The sequence below is a fragment of the Paenibacillus dakarensis genome (assembly GCF_001373415.1).
Lineage (GTDB): Bacteria > Bacillota > Bacilli > Paenibacillales > Paenibacillaceae > Paenibacillus_AQ > Paenibacillus_AQ dakarensis.
Genome location: NZ_CDSE01000007.1, coordinates 22555 through 47923, shown reverse-complemented (window position 1 = coordinate 47923; position 25369 = coordinate 22555). Strand labels below are relative to the sequence as shown.

Genomic DNA, 25369 nt, shown 5'->3' with positions numbered 1-25369 from the left:
CCCCTTCCATCTTCATGATAACAACAATCCTTACCCTCTTATATGTACTTGATGACAATTGTCACCTCCAAATCCTGACAATACTTACTAAATCCTTTTATCCGATTTCGATAAGCTGGAATCAAGGAAATTTATTCGGAGGTGGAGTCATGTTACAACAACATAAAGAACCTGCAGCCCAGCTCATACAAGTCACCAAATCGTATGGAGCTAAAAAAGCAGTGGATCAGATTTCATTCAGCATTGAGCAAGGGTCGATCACAGCGCTTCTGGGCCCTAACGGAGCCGGCAAGACAACAGCCATATCCATGATGCTCGGTCTCATTGATCCCAGTGAAGGGGAGATCAGGCTGTTCGGCAGAAGTCCTAAAGATCGGCAAGTGAAGGAAAAGATCGGCGCCATGCTGCAGGAGGTCAGCGTAATGGACGGCCTGAAAGCACGTGAGATCATTGCTCTCATTCGGGGTTATTACCCAAATCCCATGGGAATGACCGAGATCGTTGCCCTAACCGGACTCACTGATGAAGAACTAAACAAACGGGCAACCAAAATGTCAGGCGGACAGAAGCGCAAGCTGAGCTTTGCTCTGGCGCTTGCCGGTAATCCGGAGCTGTTGTTTTTTGATGAACCGACCGTAGGACTGGATACAAACGCCCGGCGTCTATTTTGGGGGACTATTAGAGGAATGGCTGACCAGGGTAAGACCATCGTGTTCACCACCCACTATCTGCAGGAAGCGGACGACATGGCTGACCGTATCATCCTGTTCAATAATGGAGCCGTAGCCGCCGACGGCAGTCCAGAGGATATCAAGGCCAAATTAACACGCCGCTTGGTATCATTTGTTGTAGAAGCAGGACAGCGCCTCATTAAAGAACGGTTCGATCAGCTGGACGGTGTGACGGAAATATACGAGCTGGAAGGCAGGCTGCATGTCGTGACCGAGAATACGGATCAGGCGCTCAGGGTGATCTTCCGCGAGGAGATGGCTGTGCGGGATGTAAGGATTGAACAGGGAAGTCTGGATGAAGCGTTCGACCAGCTGACCCAAAGACATGAGGAGGCTGTTTAAGATGACAGGACGACTGATAACACTGCAGTGCAAAATGGAGCTGCTTCGGATCGCGCGCAACCCCTACTTTATTTTCTGGTCCCTCGCGATGCCGATTCTGTTCTATTTCATCTTCACCAGAGTGGTTGATACCGGAGCGCCCGATGCATCCATATGGCAGGCACATTATTTGATGTCGATGACCACATTCAGCGTTATGGGCTCTGCTATTATGTCGCTTGGAATCCGGCTTGTGCAGGAGCGAACGCTGGGCTGGTCCGTGTATATGCGGGTAACACCGCTTCCGGGCAGCGTTTATTTCTTCGGAAAAATGTTCGGTCAATCCGTCATGCATCTGCTCTCGATTATCGTTATTTTTATTGCGGGCTATCTCATTAACGGGATTCATATGCCAGCGTGGCAGTGGATAACGAGCGGTCTGTGGATCATGCTTGCCTCTACCCCTTTTCTTGCTGCAGGCACCCTGGTCGGGGCGATGAAGCGCGTAGAAACCGCAAGCGGCGTCAGCAACGGGATTTATTTAGCGCTGGCCATTATGGGCGGCATGTGGATGCCAATGGAGATCCTGCCTTCGTTCCTCCGGGCGATCGGAGAGTGGATGCCCTCTTATCATTTTGCCAGCGGCGGATGGGAGATTATCCGCGGCGATATGCCGCAGCTGAAGTCCATCTTGATTTTAGCAGGATATTTGGTGCTGTTTATGGTAATATCCACCTATATTCGAAAGAAGCAGCAAGCGATGTCGCTGTAAAGATGAGAGTGGGATGAAGTATGAAGTTTCAAGTGTTTCCGCGTCATTTGGGGTTCTTTCCTTATCTATGGCTCGTCTATCTATCCCTGCCAATCTATAATCTGGCAGCTAATGAATCAGGCTGGAAGCTTTATATCGGATACATGATGGTGGGCGTGTTCCTTGTCACTTATCGGCAGCTTTATTTTGCAGAGGATAAACGGTCTTTCTTCCCCTGGCTGCTGCTCCAGATGCTTATTATTTTTATATTCTGCATGAGCTATAGTAGCGCTTACTTGCTAATGGGTTTTTTTACGGCCAATTTTATCGGCTGGTATACCGACAAGCGAGAGTTTATGACAGCATTCGTGCTGTTCATGATGGTCGAGCTCATTCCGCTAATCTACCATGTGGAAGACATATGGAATTCAGATCTCCTGTATACGCTGCCCTTCATGGTCATTATGCTGTTGTCACCATTCGGCATCCGGTCCATGATCAGCAGGCAGAAGCTCGAGAAGGAGCTCGCTCAGGCTAACGAGCAAATTCGCAATCTTATTAAAGGCGAAGAGCGGATGCGGATTGCCAGGGATTTGCACGATACGCTTGGCCACACGCTGTCTCTCATTACACTCAAGAGCCAGCTTGTGGAGAAGCTTGTTGACGTCAACATCGAGCAGGCCCGGCTTGAAGCCAAGGAGATTCAGAACACCTCCCGCGCTGCGCTGCGTCAGGTCCGTGAACTGGTATCGGACATGCGGACAGCCACCCTTGCGGAAGAACTGAGGGAAGCCCAGGTTATCCTGCAGAGCGCCAATATTCAACTGACGCACGAAGGCAATCCGCGGTTTGAAGGCATTCCTGATACCGCCCATAATATTATGAGTCTATGCCTTCGGGAAGCGATAACGAATGTTGTGAAGCACAGCGAGGCATCCAAATGTCATGTCAGCTTCGAGCAGTCCGAGGGTGAATGGCGTCTGTCCGTAAAGGATAACGGCATCGGAAGGCCGTCCAGTGCCGAAAGCCAAACTAGAGAGAAGAACGGATTGAAAGGCATGGCTGAACGCCTTGCCCTGGTAGACGGGAATATGAGAATTATGGCTAAAGAGGGTATGCTCCTCACCGTGAGAGTCCCGATTGTTATTACGAACCGGAAGGAGCGTGAAGCTTAGTTGAGCATCCGGGTGTTGATTGCCGAGGACCAGCGTATGCTTCGCGGGGCGCTGGCCCTGCTGCTGGATTTTGAAAAGGATATCGAAGTTGTAGGTCAAGCCGGAGACGGTAAAGAAGCGCTATCCCTTATTACCAAGCTGACTCCAGATGTATGCCTGCTCGATATTGAAATGCCGCTAATGAGCGGTCTTGAGGTTGCAGAGGAGCTGCAGCGTATGGATTCACCCTGCCGCGTTATGATTCTTACCACCTTTGCCCGGCCCGGTTATTTCGAGCGTGCTGTACAGGCTGGCGTCCAAGGCTACCTGCTGAAAGACGAGCCAAGCGACCGGTTGGCCGAGGCTATTCGGCGCGTTATGGATGGACGGCGTGAGGTCTCGCCGGAGCTCGTCTTCGGAACGGTACGTGAGGTTAATCCGTTAACCGAGCGTGAACGCGAGATCCTTAGGCTGGCAGCGGCCGGCAGCAGCTCGAGCGAAATTGCTTCCAAGCTGCACTTGTCCTACGGAACGGTACGCAACTATATGTCTGAAGTGCTGAGCAAGCTCGAAGCCAAGAACCGGATTGAAGCCATTGCGCTGGCTGAGGAGAAGGGCTGGATATAGCTTGAACGGGAAGAACGGAAACAGGGCAGTCTCACAAGGTCAACGGACCTGGGACTGCCCTGAAGTTCGTTTTGTATATGCATTAATTCTCTGTTACTGAATATTTGATCCTCAGCACATACTCGCCCGTCTCAAGCTCCACGCTCGAGGCATGGCTCAGAGCCTTAATTATTTCTCCATCCTGTTCAATCGTGACCACTCCGTTTGCTTGCTCCGGAAAGGCAATAACGCCGGTTATGCCGGACGGAATCGAGCAGTTCAGCTTCAACCCTCGCTCTTCTTTATACCAGCCTGCCTTTATAATTCCATATGGTGTTGGTACAGCAGACTCCGCGTAAGTTAAATCATCCGGCAAATACGGTTCAATTGCCGTGCGCTTAAAACCTGGAGCAAGAGCGCGTATCCCGACGATGTATTCTGCCATGAGTCTCGCCGGATATCCGTTCCATGCATGGCAATGGGACTCTATATCATCGAAGCCCTCCCACACGGTTCGATCCCCTTTGGATATCATATATCCCCAGCCGGGAAATGCTTCTCGGCTTAATATCCGGTAAGCAGATTCTTTATAACCGTTCTCAAACAGTACCTGAAGAAGATTCAAGGAAAGCAGTGTTCTGCATGTCCATTCCTCCGCTTCAACTGCAGCCAGCAGAGAGCGGCGGGCATCTCCCTCGATCAGACCGAACTGCAGAGCTAATACATTGACTCCCTGGCTGCTGCAATCAGATTCAGAGCTATCGATAAAGCGCCCCCGTTCATCAAGGTAGAAACCTTTAATAACAGCGTCTCTCAAAGATCCGGCAGTGGCCTCCATTCGGCCAGACTCCTGTTCCAGCCCGATGATCGCTGCCATCTTCGCCGTTCTTAGCAAGGCATCATACAGCTTCATATTTTGCACAGCCAGGTATTTGCCGGAATGATCTGCCTGTCAGAATAAGAAGTGCAATATATAGCGGAATAAGAATAAATACCACAAGCAGGGCCGGATTGCCGTTGCCTGACAGATGACCGTTCCACCGCAGGCGGAAGGTCATCATGTCGACCATTCCGGTGAGTGAGGTTGTCAGCAGAAACAGAACGATCATGCCCAGAAACAAGGAGCGCTGCTGTCTGGTGAGCGCCGGAAAGTGCTCATGGCTCGGGCTGGTGTGAGGTCTCTTTTTTAACGGCGGCAGCTGAAATCTTTTGACATGAACGGGGCTTGTGATTTCAAGATGCTCCATATTTCGCGCTTCAAGCTCCTTAAGCATTTCCATGAATATCTGTCCAATTAGCAGGCTGTCTCCCAATGCATCATGCCTTTGTATCCCTTTACTCTCCAGTCTGTAGTAGTTCAGGAGGAAGTCTGTTGAAATGATATTCTCCACTTCAGGATGAAGATATGTAAACAATGCCTTCGTATCGATACAAGGGTTGGCTGGTGCCGCAAGGCCCTGACGAGCACATTCCCGCTGCAGCAGCGGCAGATCGAACTCATAGCCTGCATGGGTAACCAGAATAGTTCCTTCTGCAAAATCCAGAAATGATCCGTAAACCTCTCCCAGCCCCGGCGCATGCTGTACATCACCATTGTATATGCCGGTTAAGGTTTCAATCTCTGGCGGAATCGGCTTGGCTGGCTTGACGTAAGTATTGAAGGTTTTACCCGGAATTAACCCATCCTTAACCATCAGGACGGCTCCGATCTGGATAATCCGTTCTGTCTCCGCCTGAATGCCCGTCGCTTCCAGATCAAATACGCAAAATTTCCGGCTCAGTATATGCTGAATATTTAATCCGTTCACCTCGTAAGCTTGTTCCGACAACATGGTTACATGCATCTGGTCTCCCCCCTCTATTAAGGTTACCTTTCACTTGCTTTCCCTTCACAATTGTCTATGAGCCTGATGAATGTTCTTAAGCAATTCTATATCTTATGAGAAAGCTCCTTCTCCTATTAGGGAAGCGGACTTATTACTAAGCATAATCCTTACATAATCCATCAATCCAACTGCTCATATTCATTAGATAAAGTAGGTATTAACAAATGCAAGAAAATTATGGTACAAATTAGTTAACGCTAATAGGACGCTAATGGAATTAGGAGGATTCCACCCATGCGATTCATGATGATTGTTAAAGCTACGCAGGACTCTGAAGCTGGCATTGTGCCTGATCAAGAGCTGCTTGAAGCCATGCTGCGTTATAACGAGGAGCTAGCAAAGGCAGGTGTTCTTCTTGCTGCCGATGGTCTGCAATCCAGTTCAAATGGTATCCGAATATCTTATCCCAAGCCCGGCGAAAAGCCGGTGGTCACCGACGGCCCCTTCACAGAGACCAAAGAGTTAATAGCAGGCTACACGCTGATTGAAGTCAATTCGAGAGAAGAAGCCATTGAATGGGCGATGCGGATGCCTGACCCTCATGGTCACGGAGCAGGAGTTATTGAACTTCGTCAAGTATTCGAGGCAACAGATTTAACCCAAAATCCAAGGACGCTCGCGATGGAAGCCTCTTTTCGTGAGCAGATGAAGAGGACGTCGAAATCATGACTTCGTCAGCAACGATCGATGCTATTTGGCGAATGGAGTCAGCCAAGCTTATCGCAGTACTGGCACGCATGGTACGCGATATCGGACTAGCTGAAGACCTTGCTCAAGATGCACTTGTGATTGCACTCGAACAGTGGCCGGATCACGGCATGCCAGATAATCCGGGTGCTTGGCTAATGACAACAGCGAAGCGACGTGCAATTGATCTGATGCGAAGAAATAAGCTGCGCGATCGTAAATATGAAGAGTACGGCCGCAGTAACGACTTATATACCGCTTCCGATCAAGAACTGGAGTTTCAGCTGGATGGCGAGATTGGCGACGATCTTCTGAGATTGATTTTCACCACCTGCCACCCGGTCCTATCTCGGGAAGCACGCATAGCCTTGACCTTGCGTCTGCTTGGAGGACTCACAACAGATGAAATCGCACATGCCTTTCTTGTTGCTGAATCTACCATCTCACAACGGATTGTTCGTGCCAAACGAACTTTGAGAGAAGCGCAGATTTACCTTGATTTGCCGGAGGGAAATGAACTGAAGGAGCGCCTATCCACTGTTCTAGAGGTTATCTATCTGATGTATAACGAAGGCTATAACGCTACTTCAGGCGGGAACTGGATACGCCCTGTGCTATGCCAAGAAGCACTTAGGCTCGGCCGGGTCCTTGCGGAGATGATAACGAATGAATCGGAAGTGTATGGACTCGTTGCTTTAATGGAGCTCCAATCGTCCCGTTTCAAAACTCGGGTGAACGCTACGGGTGAACCCATCCTTCTCATGGACCAAAACCGGGCACTTTGGGACCATCTGCTGATCAGACGCGGATTGGCTTCCCTCGAAAAGGCCTACAAGCTCGGGCAGCCGAATGGCCCCTATACCCTGCAAGCAGCCATATCCGCTTGCCACGCCCAGGCGCGTACCGCATCTGAGACCGACTGGATTCGAATCGCTGCCCTCTACGAAGCATTAGTACGGATTGCACCTTCTCCCGTCATCGAGTTGAATCGTGCGGTTTCCATCGCTATGGCGTTTGGCCCTGCGGTTGGGCTTCAGCTGGTAGATGAGTTGAAATCGGATCCATCGCTGAAGAACTATCATCTTCTCCCTAACGTGCGGGGAGATCTGCTTGTGAAGCTTGGCCGTCTTGACGAAGCTCATAAAGAGTTCCTCCGTGCCTCAGCGCTGACGCACAACGAGCGTGAGCGTGATTTTCTCCTCAAGCGTGCTGATGAGTGTTCGCCTGATCAACCAGGCAATCGTTAAAAAGGGTATGCTTCACCAGGTTATGGGACCGAAGAAGAAATAAAAATTTATTTGAATATTTTTTTCGAGTACCTGTCGACTTCACCAATCCTCATTCGTTGTATTCATAGAGACCAAAGTTAACGGTCAATATATTCCTCAAACAATGGTCCTACTACATTAAACGAATAGAAAGAGGTTGTTAATTATGAGCGCATATTTGAATTCATATCTGATGTCAGCAGATGCAAGAGGTCAGGCTAATTTTTATATCGAGTCACTCGGTGGAGAAATTCAGTTCCTCACTACGTTCGGTGAGATGCCGGGATCACCAGAGGGGTTAAAGGATAAAGTTATGCATTTGGCGCTTACTGTGGCAGGGACCAATACATTAATGATTTCCGATTCCTTCGAACCCGTGTCGTATAGTCGCAGCATCAGTCTTTCCTTGACCTATGACGATGTGTCAGAAGCTGAAACAGCCTATGCCAAACTCAGCGAGGGCGGCGAAAGCAAACATCCTCTCGCTCTGCAGCCATGGGGTGCTTATTATGGTGAAGTCGTTGATAAATACGGCGTGACGTGGATGATTACCAAGCAGTAACCAAATAAAAAATATAGCTGTTTAGGAGGATTTAGAATGAATCCAGAGGTACCAGAATTTATTGAAACGGTCAAGGAACCATGGCAAAGGGAGCTCTGCTTCAGCCTGCGAGAGACGGTCCACCAAGCCGTGCCAGACGTTCAGGAACGCATTCAGTACAAGAAGCCCCACTTTTTGAAGAATGGAAAATACGCTGCCGCGATCAGCACATCGAAAGACGCTGTTAGCTTCACCATCTTTAATACAAGTGAGCTTACACTCCCTGAAGGATTGTTCGATGGTCCTCCCGAAAGAAAAACCATCAAGCTGAAAAAAGACCAACCTGTCGATCTGGATCAATTGTCATCCCTTATGCAGCAGGCAGCTGCATCGTTATAAACGATCCTCTAAAAAGCCGATACCCCTGTGATATAAGGGGTATCGGCTTTAGTTTCATTTAAACAACGTCAGGGAGCGCTCCTCAGCCGCCACGGCTATCCAGTATTCCTAAACAAATGATACCTTAACCTCTGTCCACTCACACTCTTGATAGGCCGCATGGATCCCAACTTCGCGAATTCGTTTCTTCGGAACATGCTTGTTCCGTAGCACCGCTGTCCATTCTTGTGCGAACAGACCCGGGGTGATGCGGATCTCCTGCCGGCTGACCCACTCCGCGATAAACCGCTGCCCGTCCACCAAGCTATTAAAGCCCTGTTTAAACCACGGATTCTCCTGCTCCTTTGATACACCTTCCTTGTTCATGCAGACATATAAGGAAATATCATCACATAATTGCAGCAGTTGAAAATGTCTCGCAATCAGCATTTCATCCGGCTCTTGCAGCACCAGCTTCAATCTTGTCTGGCGCGCAAGCTCCCGGTGATAGAACTCCATCTCAGCTTCATGACCGGCACCCTGAACCGACTTGAAAAATGACGCATAATGCATACTGCAGAGAAGCGCCGCGTAAGCGCTCATCGCCTCTACTTCATCCACTCCCCGTTCGTACATTACCAGCTTCGGCAAAACGGGGTAATCGATGAACGAAAACGGTACATGAGCGTGATCATTCCAGATCGGCGTATCGTCCAGGCGAATCCAGCTTCGGTCGTGCTCCCGAATGGCAAGCATGCAGTCCTCCATGTATTTATCGCCTAAAAACCATTCCTCCCGGAATCCCTGGGCTACCGCCTCTGAGAAATGTGCATGTTCATCCTGTGCTGTCATCACAAAACTTTCTTCCGTCTCCCGTATAATCAAGCGGTTTCCCTCCTTGGCCTTAGCTCCGGCTTTTAACGTCCTACATAGGCCTCTCGTTTGAATATCATAATAATGTCCCTTGACTGCCCTTGAGATAGACTCGTATCGAAGCATGATACCAGCTCCCAGCCTTCATAACCATATTGATTCAGCAGTTCGTCCAGCTCTTGCTCTTTCACTTTTCCGCCTAAAAAACCGCCAGTCTGATATTTCACCGTTCTATATTCCCACTGACTCATCCAATTCGCCCCCCTCATATATAACGCCATATCGTTAATTCGCGCTCGTCACTTACTAATTTTACTATAATATTGGCGGGATTTTTGACTCTTTCCTTCCTGATTCATAAAAAAAGAGACGCAGCATCACTGCGCTCTCCTCATCACATACACTCTATTCCTCGTTTCTTATATTCCAGGGGGCACATACCGACTCGGCTTTTAAACAGGCGGCTGAAATAATATTGATTCGTATAGCCTACCTTCACAGCCAAATCGCCAATCTTGATATTATGCATGGACTGATCCAGCAGTTCCTTCGCCTTCGAAATGCGCACCTCTGTCAAATAATCGAGAAAGGATGACCCCAATTCCTGCTTCATTCGTTTGCTTAAATATGTCTGGTTCATATGGAACAATGCCGCGATCCGCGTGACAGTCAGCTCAGGATCATAGTATTGATTATCGATATATTCTGTGATCTTGCTTATCATAATGGAGCCGTCTGGTGTCCTGTTATTCTTCTGCTCTGAGACCGTTTCGGCTGACAAATCTCCTTGGTCATGAATGCTGTGCAAATGCTGATCGAGCTTCTGCAGCAGCCGCTTCAGATCACTCTTCGGAACAGGCTTCACCATATAATCGAAGGCGTTCAACTGCAGTGCTTGCCGTGCATATTCAAATTGATCATAACCGCTGACCATGACGGCAACCACTTGATGATAACGGCTCTTCACCAGCCGCAGCAGATCAAGACCGTTCATATCCGGCATATTTATATCTACAAACAGGACATGGGGTTCAGACTGCTCCATAAGTTCGAGCTCCTCCGCTGCGTGACGTGCACTTCCCACCACTCGAAAAGGCAGCTGGCTCTCTTCAATATATTTCGTTAAACCATGCCGGATGGTACTTTCATCATCAACGATATGCACATTCCACATCTTCGTTACTCTCCTCTAACGGTAATTGCAAAACCATGCTGGTCAATCCCTTGTCGCTATATATACGTAAGCCATACGGCTCACCGTATGCGAGCTTTATTCGATGGTTCACGCTGTATAATCCAAAACCAACTTGATCGTTTCTCCATACTTCACTCTTCAATGATTCACGAATCTGATTTAATCGCTCAGGCGCAATCTGCTGTCCATTATTATCGACTCGAATGACTAAAGCTTGATGATCTTCATACGCCTTAATCGATATTTTGCTCTTTCGGTCACACAACGGCTTGATTCCATGATAGATCGCATTCTCCACGAGCGGCTGCAGCAGAAACCGAATAACGCGTTTATCCCCGAGATGCTCATCATACATGAGCTCATACTCCAGAATATCTTCGTAACGCACGCATTGAATATGCATATAGCTCTCCACGTGGTAAAGCTCCTGCTCTAAAGTTACATACTGACTGCCGCTTCCTAGCCCTAGCCGAAAATATGTACTCAGTGACTCCACAAGCTCTACGACATCATCCGCCCCGTACGCATCTGCCTTCCATTGAATCGTATCCAGCGTGTTATATAGAAAATGCGGTTTAATCTGTTCTTGAATAAGCTGAAGCTCCATCTCCTTCTTCTCCTGCTCATAGCCGTACAGCTTCACGAGCATCTGATTAAAGCTCTTACTAAGCTCGCCTATCTCATCCCGTTCCTGAACACTAGCCCGCAGGCTCCGATCCCCTTCTTCCACCTGCTGCATAACAATTTGAAGTGAACGAATCGGCCTGACAATCGACTTGGCCAGTAATAACAGCAGCGTTAGAAGGAACAAGCCCATGACAGCGCCAACGATGAGAGCAGACCGTTGTGTACGCTTCGTCCCTTGCGAAAGCTGTGACTCAGGCACCTGGAACATCAATTCCCAACCTGGAACCTGAAGTATCGGTGATGTAAATGTAGCCAGCTGCGCCTTCTTATTTTGAAGCGAATCATCATGTTTGCCTTCAGCTGTCTCATATTCATCCAAAAGCTTGCCCATGCCGTCATAGACATGAATCTCTTGTGCAATCTCCTTCATCTTCGCAATCGGAACAGCTGCTGCGATATATGCCACTTCATCATGGACTCGCGGCTCTACCCGCTGCAAAATAACAACAATCTCCGCTCGATTCACAGCATGTGAACGAATCATATTGCTGACCACACTGCTTGAATTGCCAGTCAAGAGATGCTTGTAGTAATCACGGTCCACGATCGAGAATGGCTCATCCTCCCTTGACCATGACCAGCCATCCGCATCGACGATTCGAATCGATTCATATTCATCCTTCCGCATCAGCTCTAATTCTTCTGCTTCTCTAAACATATCCTCCTGCTGCCACCCATGTTCAGCAGCTAGTGCAGCCAGCAGTTCAACTTCACCCATACGCTGCTCAAACCAACTGGAGATCTGCTCTCCGCGCGCATCAACAATTTGCTGGGTTAGACTTTCATTAAGCGGAGCGACCGTCCGTTCCATCTCAAGATGAATCGCAATAAACAGGGCAATAAACAAACAGATGAAGCATCCTCCAGCACATAACGTGATCTTTCGTTGTATGGTGTTCTCCTCCTATTACAGCATGCTGTACAATTGAATGTTCAAGATCACTTGCAATAGCCCGAAATAGATAAAAAAAGACTGGTTTGTGCAAATACAATTCACAGCATGCACTCTATAATTCATATTGTACCTTTTTTCACAAAGTAGGTGTTAAGTAATGAATAAGTGGGATTTTCTCCTTATCGGAATCATCAGCTTATTTGCCGTTAGCCTGCTTGGGTTCTACTCGGACAACACAGCAGATGCCGGGCAGGGCCCCAAGCTTCTCCAGATATATCTTGAGGACAAGCTGTATAAGGAAATCGAGATTCCTAATGAGGATTATACACAGACATTCAGTGTTCTTTCCGAGCGTGGCATGAACACGATCAAGATTAAAGACGGTACAGCGTTCATGCTGGAAGCCGATTGTCCTGATCATCTCTGTGAAGACAGTCATCCGATCAGCAAGCCTAACGAGATTCTCGTGTGCATGCCAAATCGGGTCATTCTTTCCATAGTAAGTGAATAATTTCACTATACTATATACTAATTTCCTTATCATTCCTTAGCGGCTCCCGCGCTCATAAGGTACGGAGTATATTATCTCAACATTTTTAAGGAGGCACTATGCGAAAATTTACTCAGAAGACCATAGCTCTTGTATTAACTTTTTGCTTGGTATTCACCATGGCAGCTTGCGGATCTAAAGATCCATCTTCTGCAGAAGGAACGGTAAAGGCAACAGGCGTTGGTAATGGTAAACATGGGGATATCAAGGTCGAGGTAGCTTTCACAGATGGGAAGATATCGGATGTCAAAGTACTGGAACAGAAGGAAAATGAAGTGCTAGCAGAGCCCGTTTATACAAAACTGAAAGACAGCGTTATGCAGGCAAACAGCGCCGAGGTTGATGCGATCAGCGGCTCCACTGAAACAAGTAAAGGTTACCTGGCTGCGATTGCTGATGCGATTGCAAAGGCAGGCGTAACATTAACTGCCGGTTCTGCAAGCGGCGGAAACGCTCAGACGGAAGAAGCAGTTCAGAACTTTGACGTTGTCGTTATCGGAGCAGGCGGCGCGGGCTTCAGTGCAGCAATCGAAGCGAAAAAGGCCGGCTTTAATGTTGTGATTCTGGAGAAGATGCCTACAGTTGGCGGTAATACGCTGATCTCCGGCGGCGAGATGAACGCTCCAAACACATGGGTACAGGAGGCAGTCGGTATTACCAATGACAGCGTGGAGCTGTTTTACGAAGATACGTTAAAAGGCGGAGACAATGCAGGCAGTCCGGATCATGTGAAGATTTTGGCTGAAAAAGCCCTCAGCTCTGCTGAATGGCTCCGCGATGAGATCAATGTTGAATTCATTCCGGATCAATTATTCCAATTTGGCGGTCATTCTGTGAAGCGCGCTTTGATTCCGGTTGGTCATACGGGTGCTGAATTGATCAAGAAATTCAATGCAAAAGTAGCTGAGCTTGAGATTCCTGTGAAGACAGATATGAAAGCTGACAAGCTAATTACAGATGACAGCGGCCGTGTTGTCGGTGTGGAAGCAACAAGTGGTTCCGGTCAGAAAATTACGTTCAACGCAAGCAAAGGCGTGATCATTGCATCCGGCGGATTCGGATCGAACGTTGAAATGCGCAGCAAATATAACCCGGTTCTGGATGACAGCTACATGTCTACAGATACTCCTGGTACAACAGGTGATGGTATCGTGATGGCACAGGAGATCAATGCAGACATTACGAATATGGAGAACATTCAAACGTATCCTGTATGTAATCCGAAGACAGGCGTAATCTCACTCGTTGCAGACTCCCGCTTTGACGGTGCTATTCTGATTAATCAAAACGGCGAGCGCTTTGTCGAAGAGCTTGAGCGTCGTGATGTAATCTCTCAAGCCATCCTTGCACAAGAAGGAAAATATGCTTATCAGTTGTGGAACCAGGACCTGGAAGCAATCAGCAAGACCATTGAAGCTCATCCAGATGAGTATGATCAACTCGTGAAAGATGGTCTGCTGTATAAAGCAGAAACCATCGAAGATGCTGCAAAGTTCTTCAACATCGATCCTGCGAAGCTTCAAGCAACGGTTGATAAAGTGAATAAGTATGCGAAAACGGGTGAAGACCCTGACTTCAACCATCGTGCCGGTCTGGCTTCCCTGGAGAAAGGCCCTTATTACATCCAGAAGGCTGTACCTTCCGTTCACCATACAATGGGTGGTCTCGTGATCGATACCGAAACTCGTGTATTGAATACGGATGGCAAAGTCATCGACGGTCTCTATGCCGCTGGTGAAGTTACAGGTGTTATTCATGGTACGAACCGCCTCGGTGGTAATGCGATTGCCGATATCATCACTTTCGGCCGGATCGCAGGTCAACAAGTCGGTAAGTAAGCCTAACTCACTTTAGAAAACTCCCAATCTCCCTATAAATACAATAAGGCTGCACGCAGCGCAGATGATATTTAATCACTGCCGCTGTCGTGGAGCCTCTTTATTTGTACAATAGATTTACATTTTAAATCTTTTGATGAGATATGCTTCAGTCAGTTTTAATTCCTGATAATCATAGAACCTTTTTCATTTAATGGTGTTTATATCAGTGAAGATACAGAAATGACGAGTAAGATCGATCCTGATACAAACCGGAGGCTGCTATGTGTTATTTTATGCATATTGTAATAGATCATAATATTCCTGATTCTATTATTGAGAAATATATCAATATGGATATCTATGTTAGAGATATAACAAGGAGTGTGGGACATAGATATTCAGAGAAGTATTATTATGATATTACTAACCATTGCTCTTGCGATTTTGTATCATCCGATTCAAAAAGAAATCAGGCTGCAGTGATAAAAGAGTTATTTCAAGTTTTACATCTAGATACGAATATAACCTTCTGCATCATCTTAGATAACAATAAATATTACAATTTACAATTGGAATTACAAGATATCATCTCTTCACTACCAAATAAAGAACTCGATTTTAATACCTTTATGGATTTATATCCTGACCAATTGGAAAAAGATAAAGTTTATCTGATTGGTGTAGGTAATTAAGACGGACGCATCTTATATTCTGCGGTTCTTAATAACGACAGCGGATATCGTAATAAACAAGGTTACAAATGCGGTTAAAAGTACAGCTAGAACCATACTATAATCCTTCTTCCCCATCTCGAAAACCTTCTCACTATACGGTTCAGGTTCAGGCTGATTCGAACCCTGACTGCTGCCATATTCCCGCTCAAAGTAAGCCTTAATGTACTCCCCTGCTTGCGACTGAACAGCAATGACCTCCTCCGAAGAGTATCCTTGAATGGCATAATACTTCGTCCCTGCTGGATATATATTAGAAAAGTTGCCACTATAAGATCCCTCCTGCGTTGAATAGTACTTGACTTCCCCAACATTCTCCTCTACCAGCTCCTCTTGGACAACATCGTCAGAGACGACAAATAATCTGCCATCATTTACAACGAACGCATAGGCCCAGCTGGAATACACCGGGGAGTTAAGCAATAAGAACACTAGACAGGCCAACAATGGTACTTTCACATGACGCAATGCAGTTCCCACCCTTCTTACCGGGCCTCCAGCCAATTCTCTGGCTCACCAGGTGGATCAACAATGTGGATGGACTGGGGAATTTGCGCAAGCTTGCTCAGCGACATCGTAACAAATTGCCCTTTTTCAAGCCTCTGAAGCACTTCCGGCACTGTAACTTTATACTTCCTCAGCTTCCCGTCGGTTCGGCTAATATGTATGGTCCGTCCTTCCTTATGTACAATTTGTCCGTGAACTTGTCTGGTAGCCGACGTCATTAGATCTACAATGAGGGCAACAAACACACCTGCAAAGCCCAAAACAGCGAGAAAATATAAAAAACCGAAGCTTGAAGGCGTGAAACGAGCGTGATGCAGCGCAAATACAACAATGGAAAGAAATAAAAGGATTCCATTCAAACTTAACTGCAAGATCAGCCACTTGTTACCGTTCAGATTCATTATTTTATCCCCCTACTCGAACGTTTTCTTGTAACCGTTTACCTCAATCTCCACACTAACATCGTTATCCCACACTTGAATAGAACTGTCCTTCATTTGATCTTCGTAGAATATCTCATTCACAAATGTTTGGGATCTGGGAGGCACTATAACCACCTTGGGCTCAAGGTTTGCCTGCAGCATCTCCTGATTTATAATCGGACGCAGAGTTACCTGCTCCAGCTTGCCGTAATTGTAAATATTCAGCTTACACTCTGCCTTTACCTTCTTGTCTTCGGCCGTATAAGTACACTTGCTGTTCTTTTTAGAATAGGCAACAGAAGAAATATCGGTGGAATTATATTTTGTTAGAAAGAAAAACTGTTTTGACATGAAGGGAAAAATATAAATAAAAACGATACAACCGATAAGGAGATAGCTTCCGATTTTACGATAACGAGGACTATATATTTTCCAAACACCAATGCATCCAATCGTGAGCAATAGGAGACCCATTAGAACCGGCAGATGAAATCCGTATGTACCCCAATTTGACCAAGGAGATATCCCTATCCATCGAAAAAGATCATCACCGACCGAGTCCCCCAAATGATGAACAGGCAGGAGTATGAGTCCTAATACCGCAGCCGAAATATAAAATATTCTTTTCCCCAGATCCAATCACCATCCCTTAATTCCATATTGTAACAAATAATACAATATAATTGTCTGCAATATGGAATTTTCCAAGGAGAAAATCATAACTTTTTTAGGCTATGACATGACGGGTTCCGCTTTTCTGTTCATAAAGCAGTGGACGCTTGCGATCTAGCAGGCTTAACATGACATTCATGAAGACATACATATCCATGAGAAATAATCCAAGAAGAAACACCATACCTATGATTCCGGAGATGTTCACACTCATATACAGAACATGAGCCCCTATAAACACCCAGTACAGTAATCCCGTCCGAATGACAAGCTCACGCAGCTTCAGCCGTTTCCCCTCACCAGCAATGCGAATGCGCACGAATGATTTGCCGAGCGTCTTCCCTTCTTTCAGATAAGGAATGATAATGAAATACACGCCAGTTACTACAAAATAGGCCAGCGGTACTTGCAGGGCATAGAGCAGAACCATCACAGGCAGCAGCACCATCCAATCCACGCCAAAAGCAATCACCCTGCGCGTGTAGCTGACACGTTTTTGTGAGAGGTCAATTTCCTCATGCAGACGGTTCAAGCGCGGTATATGTGCCGACATCCAGGCTGCCACCGCATATCCGAGCATTCCCCCTGAGGTGTTCAGCAGTAAATCGTCCACATCAAACAGCCGGTAAGGATAATCATAGAAACCGTAAATCCCGGTCACCTGCGTCAACTCAAAGAACAAGGATAACCCGAAAGAAGCAGCAAGACATACAAGCCAGCCCTTCCGTAAGTAATAGCGGACAAACATCCCGAAAGGTATTACCAGTGCAATATTAAACACCACCTGCAAAAATGCTCTTTCCTTAAATAAGTGCACATATGTGGCCGGTTCAGACCACACCACCTTCGTCTCCGCCACAATATCTCGTATAAAATTAAGCGGTATCCACTGCATATATGAGGTCACATTCATGGGCTCATTATGTCTCGAGGCCGGTAAAGGCAGGATGACCAGATACAATGCGTTCATTAAATACAGCAAAAACAGATACAGCAGCAATCCCCGAACCTTACTGAAATAGCCATACTTCCGGTACTGCAGGATCAGGATTGGCAGAGCACACAGCAGTGCAGCTACAGGAAAGGTCAGAAACGCATACGATATCGGAAACAAGTAGTAATCAAGCATGTTCATCACCTATTCTAATCTGGATATTCATATATCTTAAACGATTCTGTTTAAAGGAAGTTTAGGCTCTGTTTAAATCGAGATTATAAAAACATCGCTTCTTAATATGTCCTTGCCAACGTTCACTTAGACACGAATCAAAGCTGGCTGCTAGGACGGTCCGCCAATCTTCATCGCAAAAGAACCCGTGCCTGACGCGGCACGGGTTCCTGGTTTATTCTATAATGATGAGTGATTGCGAACAATTATGCTTCTTGCACACATTTCTGAAGTGTCTCCACAATCGATGCGCGGATATCTTCCTCGTTATATTTCAGAGTTGGCATGGTATCAGCCGGATCAAGATAAGCATCCCGGTCCTGTCCTCTTACAGCTACGCTCAAATGAATGCCATGCTCTTTACCTGCTGCAGCGGTTTCCGCATCCATTTGCTCCATCGCAGGGATCATCTGTTCTAATGGCACCACTGTTATCGTGGTGTCTGTCTGACCCAGCGCATCAGCAATCATCTGGTGGAACTCGCTATGCTTCATATTCATACCGCAGATCGCATATTTGCCCCGATGTGTTCCATACTCGATCGCTCCGATTGTTGCTTCAGCCACCTGCTGAGCGGTTACCATTGCAGTACCCCCGCCAAGAACAGGAACAACCTCCTTACCCTTAACCCGATCCACGAACATCGTCCACAGCGGCATACGTCCAGGCATCACGCCGAAGATGTAAGGCAAGCGGAGCGTCATTACGTCCATTGCACCTTCACCTTCCATACATGCTACCTCTTCTTGCAGCAGGCGAGTGCGCGGATAAGCGTTATCCTTCAGCGGAAGGTCTGTCCATTGTTCAGCAAAATGGGCAAAATACGAGCCGTACAGCACGAATTTTTTCACACCAGCCTGCTTGGCCAGTCTAGCCAGACGCTGTGTTGGAAGCACGTTTGCTTCATAGAAGAATTTCTTCGCCGGAGCGTCCGGTACCACCCGTTCATCAGCACCTGCCCCATATACAAATGCATCAACCCCTTGCAGCATATCCAGTACTTCTTCGTCTGTCATTTCATTGATATTACCTAATTTGCATTCCACTTCATGGGGCAGAAGATCTTCTGTTGGCATAGGAGGCAGCGCTGCCGTCGATACGTTGTATCCTCGTTTTAATAATTCCTTAATTGTAAAATATCCTAAAAATCCAGTTCCACCTAGTACGAATACTTTTTTCATGAAGTTCATCCTCCAAGTTATATGAATTAGTACATCTAATTTTTTCCTCAAATTTATTTTACCTAATTTTTAACTATGTGCACGGATATATTAAGTACAATTTGTGAAAATTTTAACAAAGTTTCTTCATCTATATTTTTTATGTGTAGTCACACGCTCACACAAAAGACCGGTATATTAGTTTTATTAGGGGAAATCATGGATAATTCATAAGCAGTTTACTATAATAACAGGTTAGTACCACATTTATACATTTTGACTACAGGGGGGAATATAATGAAATTTGCTTATCTGTTAGTAGTCTTACTTACTCTGAGTTCATGTGCACCGTCAATCTCGGATGAAAGCAGCTTAGGTCGTGTTAATAACAATGAAATTAAGCCAAGCACTGAAATGAATTTATTACAGGATTCTCCCAGATATTTAGCTAAAAATGAAGGGAAACTATCTATTCAAGATTCTGAAACAGCTTATGAAATGTGTGTACGAGCGCTGAATGACTATTATAAAGCGATCTGGAACGGCACGGATATTGAATTGGATACATTTATACATAACGAATACCTTAAACAGTATACACAAAAGAAAATTCAATCCCAGTATGATACGTATGCCCAATTTAATGAGAAGGTGCAAAATATTCAGATTGGCACTTGGGAAGCGGAGTATACCGATGATGTGAAGGGGGGGGTTCTCTATTTAAAATTACCTGTGGAAATTATTAATTCTGTAGGTAGCCGTGGTGAAGTTACTGAGTTTCTTGTACGTAATGTAAACGGCAAGTTAGTCATTGTTGATTGGTATACGGGTACAAAAGATGGTTATGATTTCATAACTCGTGGAGAAAATATAGCCATTAACAACCCCGATATTTGGAATGATAGTGAATGGGTGAGGGAGTTAGATGGTAAAACAGACTAATTTTTAGGATCAACTTCATAGTCACCTATTTTTGCAAACCACCGATCTTTTTCTCTAATCGCTCATAAGCAACTAAAGAGCCTGGCAATGAGCCAGGCTTTATTCATTCTACATTCGTTTTATCGTATCCCTTGCCAGCCGATGGGCTTTCTTTTAGCTTATGTAAAAAAACTTAAATAAACTGCTTCTTGGCGTACTGCTCCACCTGCTTTACAAACTCCTGTTCTTCAGCAGCGTTAGAGAACGATCTTTTCGTAACGATGGTCGCTTGAATGTTGTTCACAAAAATATAAAGGTTGTCCTTGTCCTGCCTCAGCTCATGAATGCCATCCCAGTTACAATGCGAATTCGCTCGAAGTGTAGAATCATACAATCCCTTCTCATTGACTTCAATGATATGCTCGCCTATCACGCCATCATTCGTCTTTACCATTTTCATCGTTCTGCTCTTGATTCTGTAAATGAACAAGACATCCGCCAGACCGCCGATGATCACTCCGGATACAATGGAGAACACCCAGCTTGCGCCAAGCAGCTTCGAGATAATAATACAGCTGACTGGAATACTCAGCAGGCTGAGAATCATCGATATTCTATACTTCGGCATATTGAACATGACAAACTTATTATAATTCCAGAAATCCTCTTTCTTTAAATCCATTACAATTTTCATAGGTTGGAATTCCCCCTGACTTCATAATCAATCGTCTCTAGTATAACAAAAAAATAATTATTCTTCGTGGCTTTTTCTGCCTTCCCGGTGTCTAATGAATTGTAAGGCCAAGAGGAGGTTCAGGCGATGTCAGGAGCTCATGACAAATCACACCCTGCATATCCGGATATGCAGGGCAGCAAAGAGAATATAGAAGACATTTTTCAACAATATCATGAAAAAATCCGTAAGTATTTCTCGTTCAAGTTAAATCCAGAAGCTGCTGAGGACTTAACCCAACAGGTTTTTATAAATGTATTCAGAAATATTCACTCGTTCAACCAAGAGTCCAGCTTATTTACCTGGATCTTTAAGATTGCTCAAAACACACTGAAAAATGAGTACCGAAGGATATCCCGCATCCTCGAAAGTGCCTCGGACCCTACGGCTTACGAATCGCGTCTGATTTCTCTTGATTTTACGAAGCATGTTGAAATTCAGTTTGACATTAGTACCGCTTTGAAAAAGCTGAGCGCTTTGGATAATCAGATCATTATGCTGCGTTTTTTTGTGGACTGTACTTTTTCAGAAATCTCTGAAATTACGGGGATGCGTGAAAGTGCCGTTAAGAATCGGCTGTATCGTACTTTAGAGAAACTAAAGACAGAATTAAAAGAATGGGGTGACATTGCCATTATGTCTATTCAGAATATGATTTCGATCGTCAATAAGAATGAAGCAGGCGGTCAGAAGATAGAAGGCAAGAACAAACTGCACCATGACTTGTTTAAGGAGCTTCAGGAGAACGTTGAGCGAATTAATACGAAATACGAACATGTCCCAACCGCCAAAATCACCATTGAAATCTATTCGGATCTTAAGAATTTTCACCAGGCTGTGGGAGAGCATGATGCCCCGAACTGGTTTATGGGAACGATGGAGAACAATACATTGAAGATCGTTTCTCCGCTTAACCCGGGACCTGAGCATACGTATGAATCGATTTTAAAATCTACGGTGCACCTCTATGCCATGTGGCTAATAAGTGATATTAACCCGGCCGCTCCAAAATGGATTCGTCAAGGGGTTGGCAGCTATGAATCGAAGCAAATGGCGGCTGATTTTATTAAGAGCTCCATAGCAGAGGTGATTGAGCAAGGAAGAGTGCCATTCTTCCATGAATTAAACAACGATACTTGGGACTTCGGGACGATGAAAGGTTTTCAACTATCCTATACCATCATCGAGTTCATTATTTTGGAATACGGGATCGAGGGCCTTAATAAACTGATTCGGAATTTAGATGGATTTCAGGAGATTTTCCATTGTACTGAGGCTGAACTGTATGAGCAGTGGGTTCAGTATTTGAAAAAGCTTGTGTGATCGAAGAAGACCCGGATAGTTTACCGGGTCTTCTTTTTTGGAGCAACCTTCTCAGCGAATATCGCCCATTCACGGGTACTCTCTATCATTGGTTAAGATATTCCTTTAATCGAAGTGTTGCAAATTTGCTAATACCATCTACTAGAATTAGATTTTCTACATCTTCCTTCTCAAAATCCGCAGGTGCGCCAAAATATCCAAGAGGCGTTATATTTCTGGCGGTTTCCCCACCGGCATGCCATCTTCTCAGATCCTCGTAGTTAAGATTTGTTGGCTCTAACTCCCTTGCAGCTTCAACATTTACTAACTTCGGGAAAAATTTTACTGGTATTTCGTTATAATGAGACTAAATTAAGAACAGAGCGAAAGTTCGTAAAAAAACCGTACTTCCCCGTTAAGGAAAGTGCGGGTTTTTTTCATCTATATAGAGAAGGCGTAAGGCAATGCCAGAAATCAACGGATAAAGGTTGTTGGATCACTACTTATAATTGTCTCGGTAGTGCGGGTCTCCTTCTCCATCAAGCGTCCAGCCTCTTGACCTGATCTACAATATCCTGCCGCCGATTTTCGATATACGAACGAATCGTATCCGGCTCACCATCAAATACTCCCGTGCTCCATTTCCGGTTCGGATCCTTATAAACATCTTCAGCAATATTGTTCACCATCCGGTATACAACAGGAAGCTGACGCCGCACCGTGAATACCGTATCCAAAAAGTGAAGAAGCAGTGCTTTATACTGCTGGCGGTACACCCGATAGGATAATATTTTTTCCGTTAGTTTGTTATATCCATGAATTTTGACCAGATTGGAATCTACCAGCTTGCCATAGCAATTCCTGCCCCAGGTGCCCTCGTAATCCCACGGCATGATACGGTAAACCTTGCGTATACGGTGTTCAAACAAGGTGTAATTATGATTGAATCCGTCGTAATTGCCCGTAAGTACAGCCCCGCATAACCAGCGTAAGTAATTGTCGATATCAAGACAGCTTTGTAAATGCTGCTGCAGCTGTTCTCCCTCATAAATATGAAGGCTGCGAATGAACTGGGACAGTCTGGTACGGTCCTCCTCTCCGCCTTTAATGAGACTATATCCTGAAAAAAAAGACTTCTTAGACAAGCTTTTGTCCGAGAAATCAGCGTTATCGTTAACCGCATAAATAATACTTCGCACCGGAATGCCCCGCCTGCGGAAAAAAGAAGACTTTACCCCGTCAATCCTCAGATATACACCAGCATTTTTCCCATTTATATGAAGTACACAATGCCTTGTCCCTGGACTTGGTACATTTATAGAATCAAAGAATTGAAATGATAGAGCATTCCGGATCATCGAGGGATCATCATACTCTGCATTAAAATGATAGGTTGCCTGTGATGTGCGTATTTCATAGGACTTCTTCGGGTATTCGCGGGTATGTCCACCTCTGTAACGGATGCGGATGGGGATTCGCTTTCCCCCTTGCAGCATCTGTGCTGATACAAAACTGTCAGACCATATATCGCTTTTTAGAAGCTCATGTTCTTTACTATTAATAAATATTTGGTAAACCGGCAAACCCACAGGACTTACCTCCTTATGGCTGATCTACTTCCGCCTGATTTATCCGTTCGATTATATTGAACCAGTCCCTTTCTAGTACGGGATACATATAAATGCAATATAGGTAGAGATGGGAGACAACTGCCAGGGATCCAGAAATCAGCATTCCATTCGACTCGTTATACTCTCATACTCTACCTAAATATAAGGCTCAGGGAAGGGGAATGAGGCATGGCAGTTAACATGTACAGCATTGCTAGCCTGATTGGTAGAAATGTAAAGATCAATCGTGGGGGACCGGATTCAGTGGAAGGCATATTACGGTCAGTAAACTCTGATCATCTGGTTGTTCAGACACAAGATGGATCTACCGTCTATGTGAACAATGCTCATATTAAGAGTGTAACGGATACCGGAACCTCAGCAGGAGCACAAGAAAATGCAGCTAATCCGATTACATCGGATGATTTCATGGGCGTAATGCAAGCACTTCGTTACAGATATGTCAAAGTCAATCGCGCCGGCCATGAAAAATTAGAAGGCATTATCGTTGATGTGAATCAGAACTACCTCCTAATGACCGTAAAAGGTAAGGAAGTTGTTCATATTCCAGTCATGCATATCAAATCGATTACTGTAGCTCAGAGTGAAGGAAATAAAAACCGAAGCAGAGGCAATAACCAAGGTAACCAATCCGGAGGTAACAATCAGTCTGGTGGCAGTAACCAATCTGGCGGAAACCATTCTAAAGGCAACCGCTCTGAGGGCAACCGCTCTGAGGGCAACCGTACTGGTGGCAACCGAACTGGCGGTAACCGCACTAGTGGCAACCGCACTGGTCGCAACCGCATTGGCGGCAATCGCACTGGTCGCAACCGTACTGGCGGCAATCGCACTGGTCGCAACCGCACAGGTCGTAACCGCACTGGCGGCAATCGCACTGGTCGCAACCACACAGGTCGTAACCGCTCCTCACACGGCGAATAACACTCCCTTCAATCTGACTTTGTCAGGAATACGGATTGCAGTCTGCATTCCATGCTCCTAGGCAAAGCAGCCTTGCAAATAATATATGCTGAAGCCTGCTTGGTGTGAATCATTGAACAGGCCCCAAACATACATCCATCCTAGGCCTCTTTGCAGCAGCAATATGTTCAGCGCCATGAAAGGAGGGCAGCTATGGAACAGATCATCTCTATGTTAAATAGGCCAGTGGAAGTTGAGCTTTCCGGGCATAAAATGCAGCTTCGCGGGCATTTTGTGGATATCGGGAACGATGTGCTCGTCCTTTTTTCCAAGTCCAGGTATTATTATATTCCTATCCACCATCTTCAACACTTGCGGCTGGCGGATGAATGGGATACACCCGTATCAGATGAACCGGCTCCCCTGAAAGAACATACTCACATCTCTTATCGCAAAATGCTGATGAATTCACGTGGAACCTTTTCGGAAATGTATCTCGGAGGACAGCATGCACTACACGGATATGTAACGAGCATTATGAATGATTACTTCGTGTATTTCTCCCCCTTATATCGAACGGTGTATATTCCCATCCATCATGTCAAATATTTAGTGCCCTATCCGCCAAATGTAACCCCCTATACCCTAAGCCAAGAACATTTCCCCATCCAGCCCGCTGTCGTTTCGCTTTCCAGAACGTGGGACCAGCAGCTGCACAAGCTTCAAGGACAACTCGTTATATTTGATCTGGGCGGCCATCCGCAAAAAACAGGGCTTCTTCAATCGATAGACAATAATCTAATCGAGTTGATACAAGCCGATGGCCGTTCGAACTTCGTTCATGCCGATCATATCAAGTGTGTTCACCTTCCTTAA

The 25369-nt window shown here is 45.8% G+C and carries 28 protein-coding genes and 1 pseudogene; 16 read left to right on the top strand and 13 right to left on the bottom strand.

Annotated features, from left to right (window positions below):
- Positions 1-149 precede the first annotated feature (149 nt).
- From BN1234_RS00775 to BN1234_RS00760, 4 genes are read left to right on the top strand one after another with little or no spacing between them, the layout of a single operon-like run.
- Positions 150-1073, top strand: a complete 924-nt coding sequence (locus BN1234_RS00775; RefSeq protein WP_054954758.1) for an ABC transporter ATP-binding protein — start codon at positions 150-152, stop codon at positions 1071-1073.
- A gap of 1 nt (position 1074) precedes the next feature.
- Positions 1075-1824: an ABC transporter permease gene (locus tag BN1234_RS00770; RefSeq protein ID WP_054954757.1), complete on the top strand. Its 750-nt coding sequence runs from the start codon at positions 1075-1077 to the stop codon at positions 1822-1824.
- Between the two features lie 20 nt (positions 1825-1844).
- A complete protein-coding gene (locus tag BN1234_RS00765; protein ID WP_054954756.1) occupies positions 1845-2978 on the top strand; it encodes a sensor histidine kinase in 1134 nt (377 codons plus the stop codon).
- A gap of 36 nt (positions 2979-3014) precedes the next feature.
- On the top strand, positions 3015-3584 hold the full coding sequence (locus BN1234_RS00760) for a response regulator (protein WP_054954948.1): 570 nt from the start codon (positions 3015-3017) through the stop codon (positions 3582-3584).
- 82 nt (positions 3585-3666) lie between these two features.
- On the opposite strand, the gene BN1234_RS00755 is transcribed toward BN1234_RS00760, so the two are convergent.
- Together BN1234_RS00755 and BN1234_RS00750 are read right to left on the bottom strand one after the other, a co-directional pair.
- Positions 3667-4476 carry an alpha-L-rhamnosidase-related protein gene (locus BN1234_RS00755; RefSeq protein WP_054954755.1) on the bottom strand — a complete coding sequence of 270 codons (810 nt, stop codon included), beginning with the start codon at positions 4474-4476 and terminating at the stop codon, positions 3667-3669.
- A complete protein-coding gene (locus BN1234_RS00750) occupies positions 4463-5407 on the bottom strand; it encodes a 3'-5' exonuclease (RefSeq protein ID WP_054954754.1) in 945 nt (314 codons plus the stop codon). The genes BN1234_RS00755 and BN1234_RS00750 overlap by 14 nt, the downstream gene beginning before the upstream one ends.
- A gap of 276 nt (positions 5408-5683) precedes the next feature.
- Here BN1234_RS00750 and BN1234_RS00745 point away from each other — a divergent pair, with 276 nt between their 5' ends.
- The 4 genes from BN1234_RS00745 to BN1234_RS00730 all read left to right on the top strand — a co-directional run bounded on the left by BN1234_RS00745 (position 5684) and on the right by BN1234_RS00730 (position 8344).
- A complete protein-coding gene (locus BN1234_RS00745; RefSeq protein ID WP_054954753.1) occupies positions 5684-6118 on the top strand; it encodes a YciI family protein in 435 nt (144 codons plus the stop codon).
- Positions 6115-7383 (top strand): RNA polymerase sigma factor, encoded by a 1269-nt coding sequence (locus tag BN1234_RS00740; protein WP_054954752.1) that lies wholly within the window; start codon positions 6115-6117, stop codon positions 7381-7383. Before BN1234_RS00745 ends, BN1234_RS00740 begins: the two co-directional genes overlap by 4 nt.
- 187 nt (positions 7384-7570) lie before the next feature.
- A complete protein-coding gene (locus BN1234_RS00735; protein ID WP_054954751.1) occupies positions 7571-7966 on the top strand; it encodes a VOC family protein in 396 nt (131 codons plus the stop codon).
- 36 nt (positions 7967-8002) lie between these two features.
- Positions 8003-8344, top strand: a complete 342-nt coding sequence (locus BN1234_RS00730; protein WP_054954750.1) for a DUF1801 domain-containing protein — start codon at positions 8003-8005, stop codon at positions 8342-8344.
- A gap of 108 nt (positions 8345-8452) precedes the next feature.
- Here BN1234_RS00730 and BN1234_RS00725 read toward each other — a convergent pair whose 3' ends face one another.
- The 4 genes from BN1234_RS00725 to BN1234_RS00710 form a co-directional block, all read right to left on the bottom strand.
- Positions 8453-9208 (bottom strand): DUF3891 family protein, encoded by a 756-nt coding sequence (locus tag BN1234_RS00725; RefSeq protein ID WP_054954749.1) that lies wholly within the window; start codon positions 9206-9208, stop codon positions 8453-8455.
- 32 nt (positions 9209-9240) lie between these two features.
- The gene (locus BN1234_RS00720) at positions 9241-9447 is read right to left on the bottom strand and encodes a DUF4177 domain-containing protein (RefSeq protein ID WP_054954748.1); all 207 of its coding nucleotides are present in this window, start codon (positions 9445-9447) and stop codon (positions 9241-9243) included.
- A gap of 143 nt (positions 9448-9590) precedes the next feature.
- A complete protein-coding gene (locus BN1234_RS00715; RefSeq protein ID WP_054954747.1) occupies positions 9591-10370 on the bottom strand; it encodes a response regulator transcription factor in 780 nt (259 codons plus the stop codon).
- Positions 10348-11925, bottom strand: coding sequence for a histidine kinase (locus BN1234_RS00710; RefSeq protein ID WP_054954746.1), 1578 nt, complete (start codon positions 11923-11925; stop codon positions 10348-10350). Before BN1234_RS00710 ends, BN1234_RS00715 begins: the two co-directional genes overlap by 23 nt.
- 205 nt (positions 11926-12130) lie before the next feature.
- Between BN1234_RS00710 and BN1234_RS00705 the strand changes: the two genes are divergently transcribed.
- The 3 genes from BN1234_RS00705 to BN1234_RS00695 all read left to right on the top strand — a co-directional run bounded on the left by BN1234_RS00705 (position 12131) and on the right by BN1234_RS00695 (position 15035).
- Positions 12131-12484 (top strand): NusG domain II-containing protein, encoded by a 354-nt coding sequence (locus tag BN1234_RS00705; protein ID WP_054954745.1) that lies wholly within the window; start codon positions 12131-12133, stop codon positions 12482-12484.
- Between the two features lie 98 nt (positions 12485-12582).
- Entirely contained in the window at positions 12583-14361 is a 1779-nt protein-coding gene (locus BN1234_RS00700; protein ID WP_054954744.1) for a flavocytochrome c, read from the top strand.
- A 263-nt stretch (positions 14362-14624) separates the two neighbouring features.
- Positions 14625-15035, top strand: a complete 411-nt coding sequence (locus tag BN1234_RS00695; protein ID WP_054954743.1) for a hypothetical protein — start codon at positions 14625-14627, stop codon at positions 15033-15035.
- A gap of 12 nt (positions 15036-15047) precedes the next feature.
- Here the strand turns inward: BN1234_RS00695 and BN1234_RS00690 are convergent, their stop codons facing one another.
- The 5 genes from BN1234_RS00690 to BN1234_RS00670 all read right to left on the bottom strand — a co-directional run bounded on the left by BN1234_RS00690 (position 15048) and on the right by BN1234_RS00670 (position 19024).
- A complete protein-coding gene (locus tag BN1234_RS00690) occupies positions 15048-15554 on the bottom strand; it encodes a hypothetical protein (RefSeq protein WP_054954742.1) in 507 nt (168 codons plus the stop codon).
- 5 nt (positions 15555-15559) lie between these two features.
- The gene (locus BN1234_RS00685) at positions 15560-15982 is read right to left on the bottom strand and encodes a hypothetical protein (RefSeq protein ID WP_054954741.1); all 423 of its coding nucleotides are present in this window, start codon (positions 15980-15982) and stop codon (positions 15560-15562) included.
- Positions 15983-15994: 12 nt separating this feature from the next.
- The gene (locus tag BN1234_RS22375) at positions 15995-16642 is read right to left on the bottom strand and encodes a hypothetical protein (RefSeq protein ID WP_054954740.1); all 648 of its coding nucleotides are present in this window, start codon (positions 16640-16642) and stop codon (positions 15995-15997) included.
- 88 nt (positions 16643-16730) lie between these two features.
- Positions 16731-17804, bottom strand: a complete 1074-nt coding sequence (locus BN1234_RS00675) for a VanZ family protein (protein WP_054954739.1) — start codon at positions 17802-17804, stop codon at positions 16731-16733.
- A gap of 245 nt (positions 17805-18049) precedes the next feature.
- The gene (locus BN1234_RS00670; RefSeq protein ID WP_054954738.1) at positions 18050-19024 is read right to left on the bottom strand and encodes an NAD-dependent epimerase/dehydratase family protein; all 975 of its coding nucleotides are present in this window, start codon (positions 19022-19024) and stop codon (positions 18050-18052) included.
- A 276-nt stretch (positions 19025-19300) separates the two neighbouring features.
- Between BN1234_RS00670 and BN1234_RS00665 the strand changes: the two genes are divergently transcribed.
- Positions 19301-19945, top strand: a complete 645-nt coding sequence (locus BN1234_RS00665) for a hypothetical protein (protein ID WP_054954737.1) — start codon at positions 19301-19303, stop codon at positions 19943-19945.
- Between the two features lie 172 nt (positions 19946-20117).
- On the opposite strand, the gene BN1234_RS00660 is transcribed toward BN1234_RS00665, so the two are convergent.
- Entirely contained in the window at positions 20118-20618 is a 501-nt protein-coding gene (locus tag BN1234_RS00660) for a YcxB family protein (RefSeq protein ID WP_054954736.1), read from the bottom strand.
- Positions 20619-20744: 126 nt separating this feature from the next.
- On the opposite strand from BN1234_RS00660, the gene BN1234_RS00655 reads away from it, so the two are divergent.
- Positions 20745-21980, top strand: a complete 1236-nt coding sequence (locus BN1234_RS00655; protein ID WP_054954735.1) for an RNA polymerase sigma factor — start codon at positions 20745-20747, stop codon at positions 21978-21980.
- 518 nt (positions 21981-22498) lie between these two features.
- Here the strand turns inward: BN1234_RS00655 and BN1234_RS00650 are convergent.
- Positions 22499-23548 (bottom strand): CotH kinase family protein, encoded by a 1050-nt coding sequence (locus BN1234_RS00650; protein ID WP_054954734.1) that lies wholly within the window; start codon positions 23546-23548, stop codon positions 22499-22501.
- 210 nt (positions 23549-23758) lie between these two features.
- On the opposite strand from BN1234_RS00650, the pseudogene BN1234_RS23005 reads away from it, so the two are divergent.
- From BN1234_RS23005 to BN1234_RS00640, 3 genes and pseudogenes are all read left to right on the top strand, one after another.
- Positions 23759-23920: pseudogene (locus BN1234_RS23005) on the top strand (DUF2642 domain-containing protein); the annotation flags it as partial.
- 253 nt (positions 23921-24173) lie between these two features.
- Positions 24174-24575, top strand: coding sequence for a hypothetical protein (locus BN1234_RS22650; protein WP_245640047.1), 402 nt, complete (start codon positions 24174-24176; stop codon positions 24573-24575).
- A gap of 131 nt (positions 24576-24706) precedes the next feature.
- Positions 24707-25369 carry a YwrJ family protein gene (locus BN1234_RS00640; RefSeq protein ID WP_054954732.1) on the top strand — a complete coding sequence of 221 codons (663 nt, stop codon included), beginning with the start codon at positions 24707-24709 and terminating at the stop codon, positions 25367-25369.

What these genes read in the sequence shown, in the direction of transcription:
- BN1234_RS00755 (WP_054954755.1), bottom strand. Translation starts at nt 4,476, where the DNA reads ATGAAGCTGTATGATGCCTTGCTAAGAACGGCGAAGATGGCAGCGATC.
- BN1234_RS00740 (WP_054954752.1), top strand. Translation starts at nt 6,115, where the DNA reads ATGACTTCGTCAGCAACGATCGATGCTATTTGGCGAATGGAGTCAGCC.
- BN1234_RS00730 (WP_054954750.1), top strand. Translation starts at nt 8,003, where the DNA reads ATGAATCCAGAGGTACCAGAATTTATTGAAACGGTCAAGGAACCATGG.
- BN1234_RS00670 (WP_054954738.1), bottom strand. Translation starts at nt 19,024, where the DNA reads ATGAAAAAAGTATTCGTACTAGGTGGAACTGGATTTTTAGGATATTTT.
- BN1234_RS00655 (WP_054954735.1), top strand. Translation starts at nt 20,745, where the DNA reads ATGTCAGGAGCTCATGACAAATCACACCCTGCATATCCGGATATGCAG.
- BN1234_RS00700 (WP_054954744.1), top strand. Translation starts at nt 12,583, where the DNA reads ATGCGAAAATTTACTCAGAAGACCATAGCTCTTGTATTAACTTTTTGC.
- BN1234_RS00770 (WP_054954757.1), top strand. Translation starts at nt 1,075, where the DNA reads ATGACAGGACGACTGATAACACTGCAGTGCAAAATGGAGCTGCTTCGG.
- BN1234_RS00735 (WP_054954751.1), top strand. Translation starts at nt 7,571, where the DNA reads ATGAGCGCATATTTGAATTCATATCTGATGTCAGCAGATGCAAGAGGT.
- BN1234_RS00765 (WP_054954756.1), top strand. Translation starts at nt 1,845, where the DNA reads ATGAAGTTTCAAGTGTTTCCGCGTCATTTGGGGTTCTTTCCTTATCTA.
- BN1234_RS00705 (WP_054954745.1), top strand. Translation starts at nt 12,131, where the DNA reads ATGAATAAGTGGGATTTTCTCCTTATCGGAATCATCAGCTTATTTGCC.
- BN1234_RS00695 (WP_054954743.1), top strand. Translation starts at nt 14,625, where the DNA reads ATGTGTTATTTTATGCATATTGTAATAGATCATAATATTCCTGATTCT.
- BN1234_RS00665 (WP_054954737.1), top strand. Translation starts at nt 19,301, where the DNA reads ATGAAATTTGCTTATCTGTTAGTAGTCTTACTTACTCTGAGTTCATGT.
- BN1234_RS00760 (WP_054954948.1), top strand. Translation starts at nt 3,015, where the DNA reads ATGCTTCGCGGGGCGCTGGCCCTGCTGCTGGATTTTGAAAAGGATATC.
- BN1234_RS00675 (WP_054954739.1), bottom strand. Translation starts at nt 17,804, where the DNA reads ATGCTTGATTACTACTTGTTTCCGATATCGTATGCGTTTCTGACCTTT.
- BN1234_RS00775 (WP_054954758.1), top strand. Translation starts at nt 150, where the DNA reads ATGTTACAACAACATAAAGAACCTGCAGCCCAGCTCATACAAGTCACC.
- BN1234_RS00715 (WP_054954747.1), bottom strand. Translation starts at nt 10,370, where the DNA reads ATGTGGAATGTGCATATCGTTGATGATGAAAGTACCATCCGGCATGGT.
- BN1234_RS00685 (WP_054954741.1), bottom strand. Translation starts at nt 15,982, where the DNA reads ATGAATCTGAACGGTAACAAGTGGCTGATCTTGCAGTTAAGTTTGAAT.
- BN1234_RS00750 (WP_054954754.1), bottom strand. Translation starts at nt 5,407, where the DNA reads ATGCATGTAACCATGTTGTCGGAACAAGCTTACGAGGTGAACGGATTA.
- BN1234_RS00640 (WP_054954732.1), top strand. Translation starts at nt 24,707, where the DNA reads ATGGAACAGATCATCTCTATGTTAAATAGGCCAGTGGAAGTTGAGCTT.
- BN1234_RS00660 (WP_054954736.1), bottom strand. Translation starts at nt 20,618, where the DNA reads ATGAAAATTGTAATGGATTTAAAGAAAGAGGATTTCTGGAATTATAAT.
- BN1234_RS00745 (WP_054954753.1), top strand. Translation starts at nt 5,684, where the DNA reads ATGCGATTCATGATGATTGTTAAAGCTACGCAGGACTCTGAAGCTGGC.
- BN1234_RS00720 (WP_054954748.1), bottom strand. Translation starts at nt 9,447, where the DNA reads ATGAGTCAGTGGGAATATAGAACGGTGAAATATCAGACTGGCGGTTTT.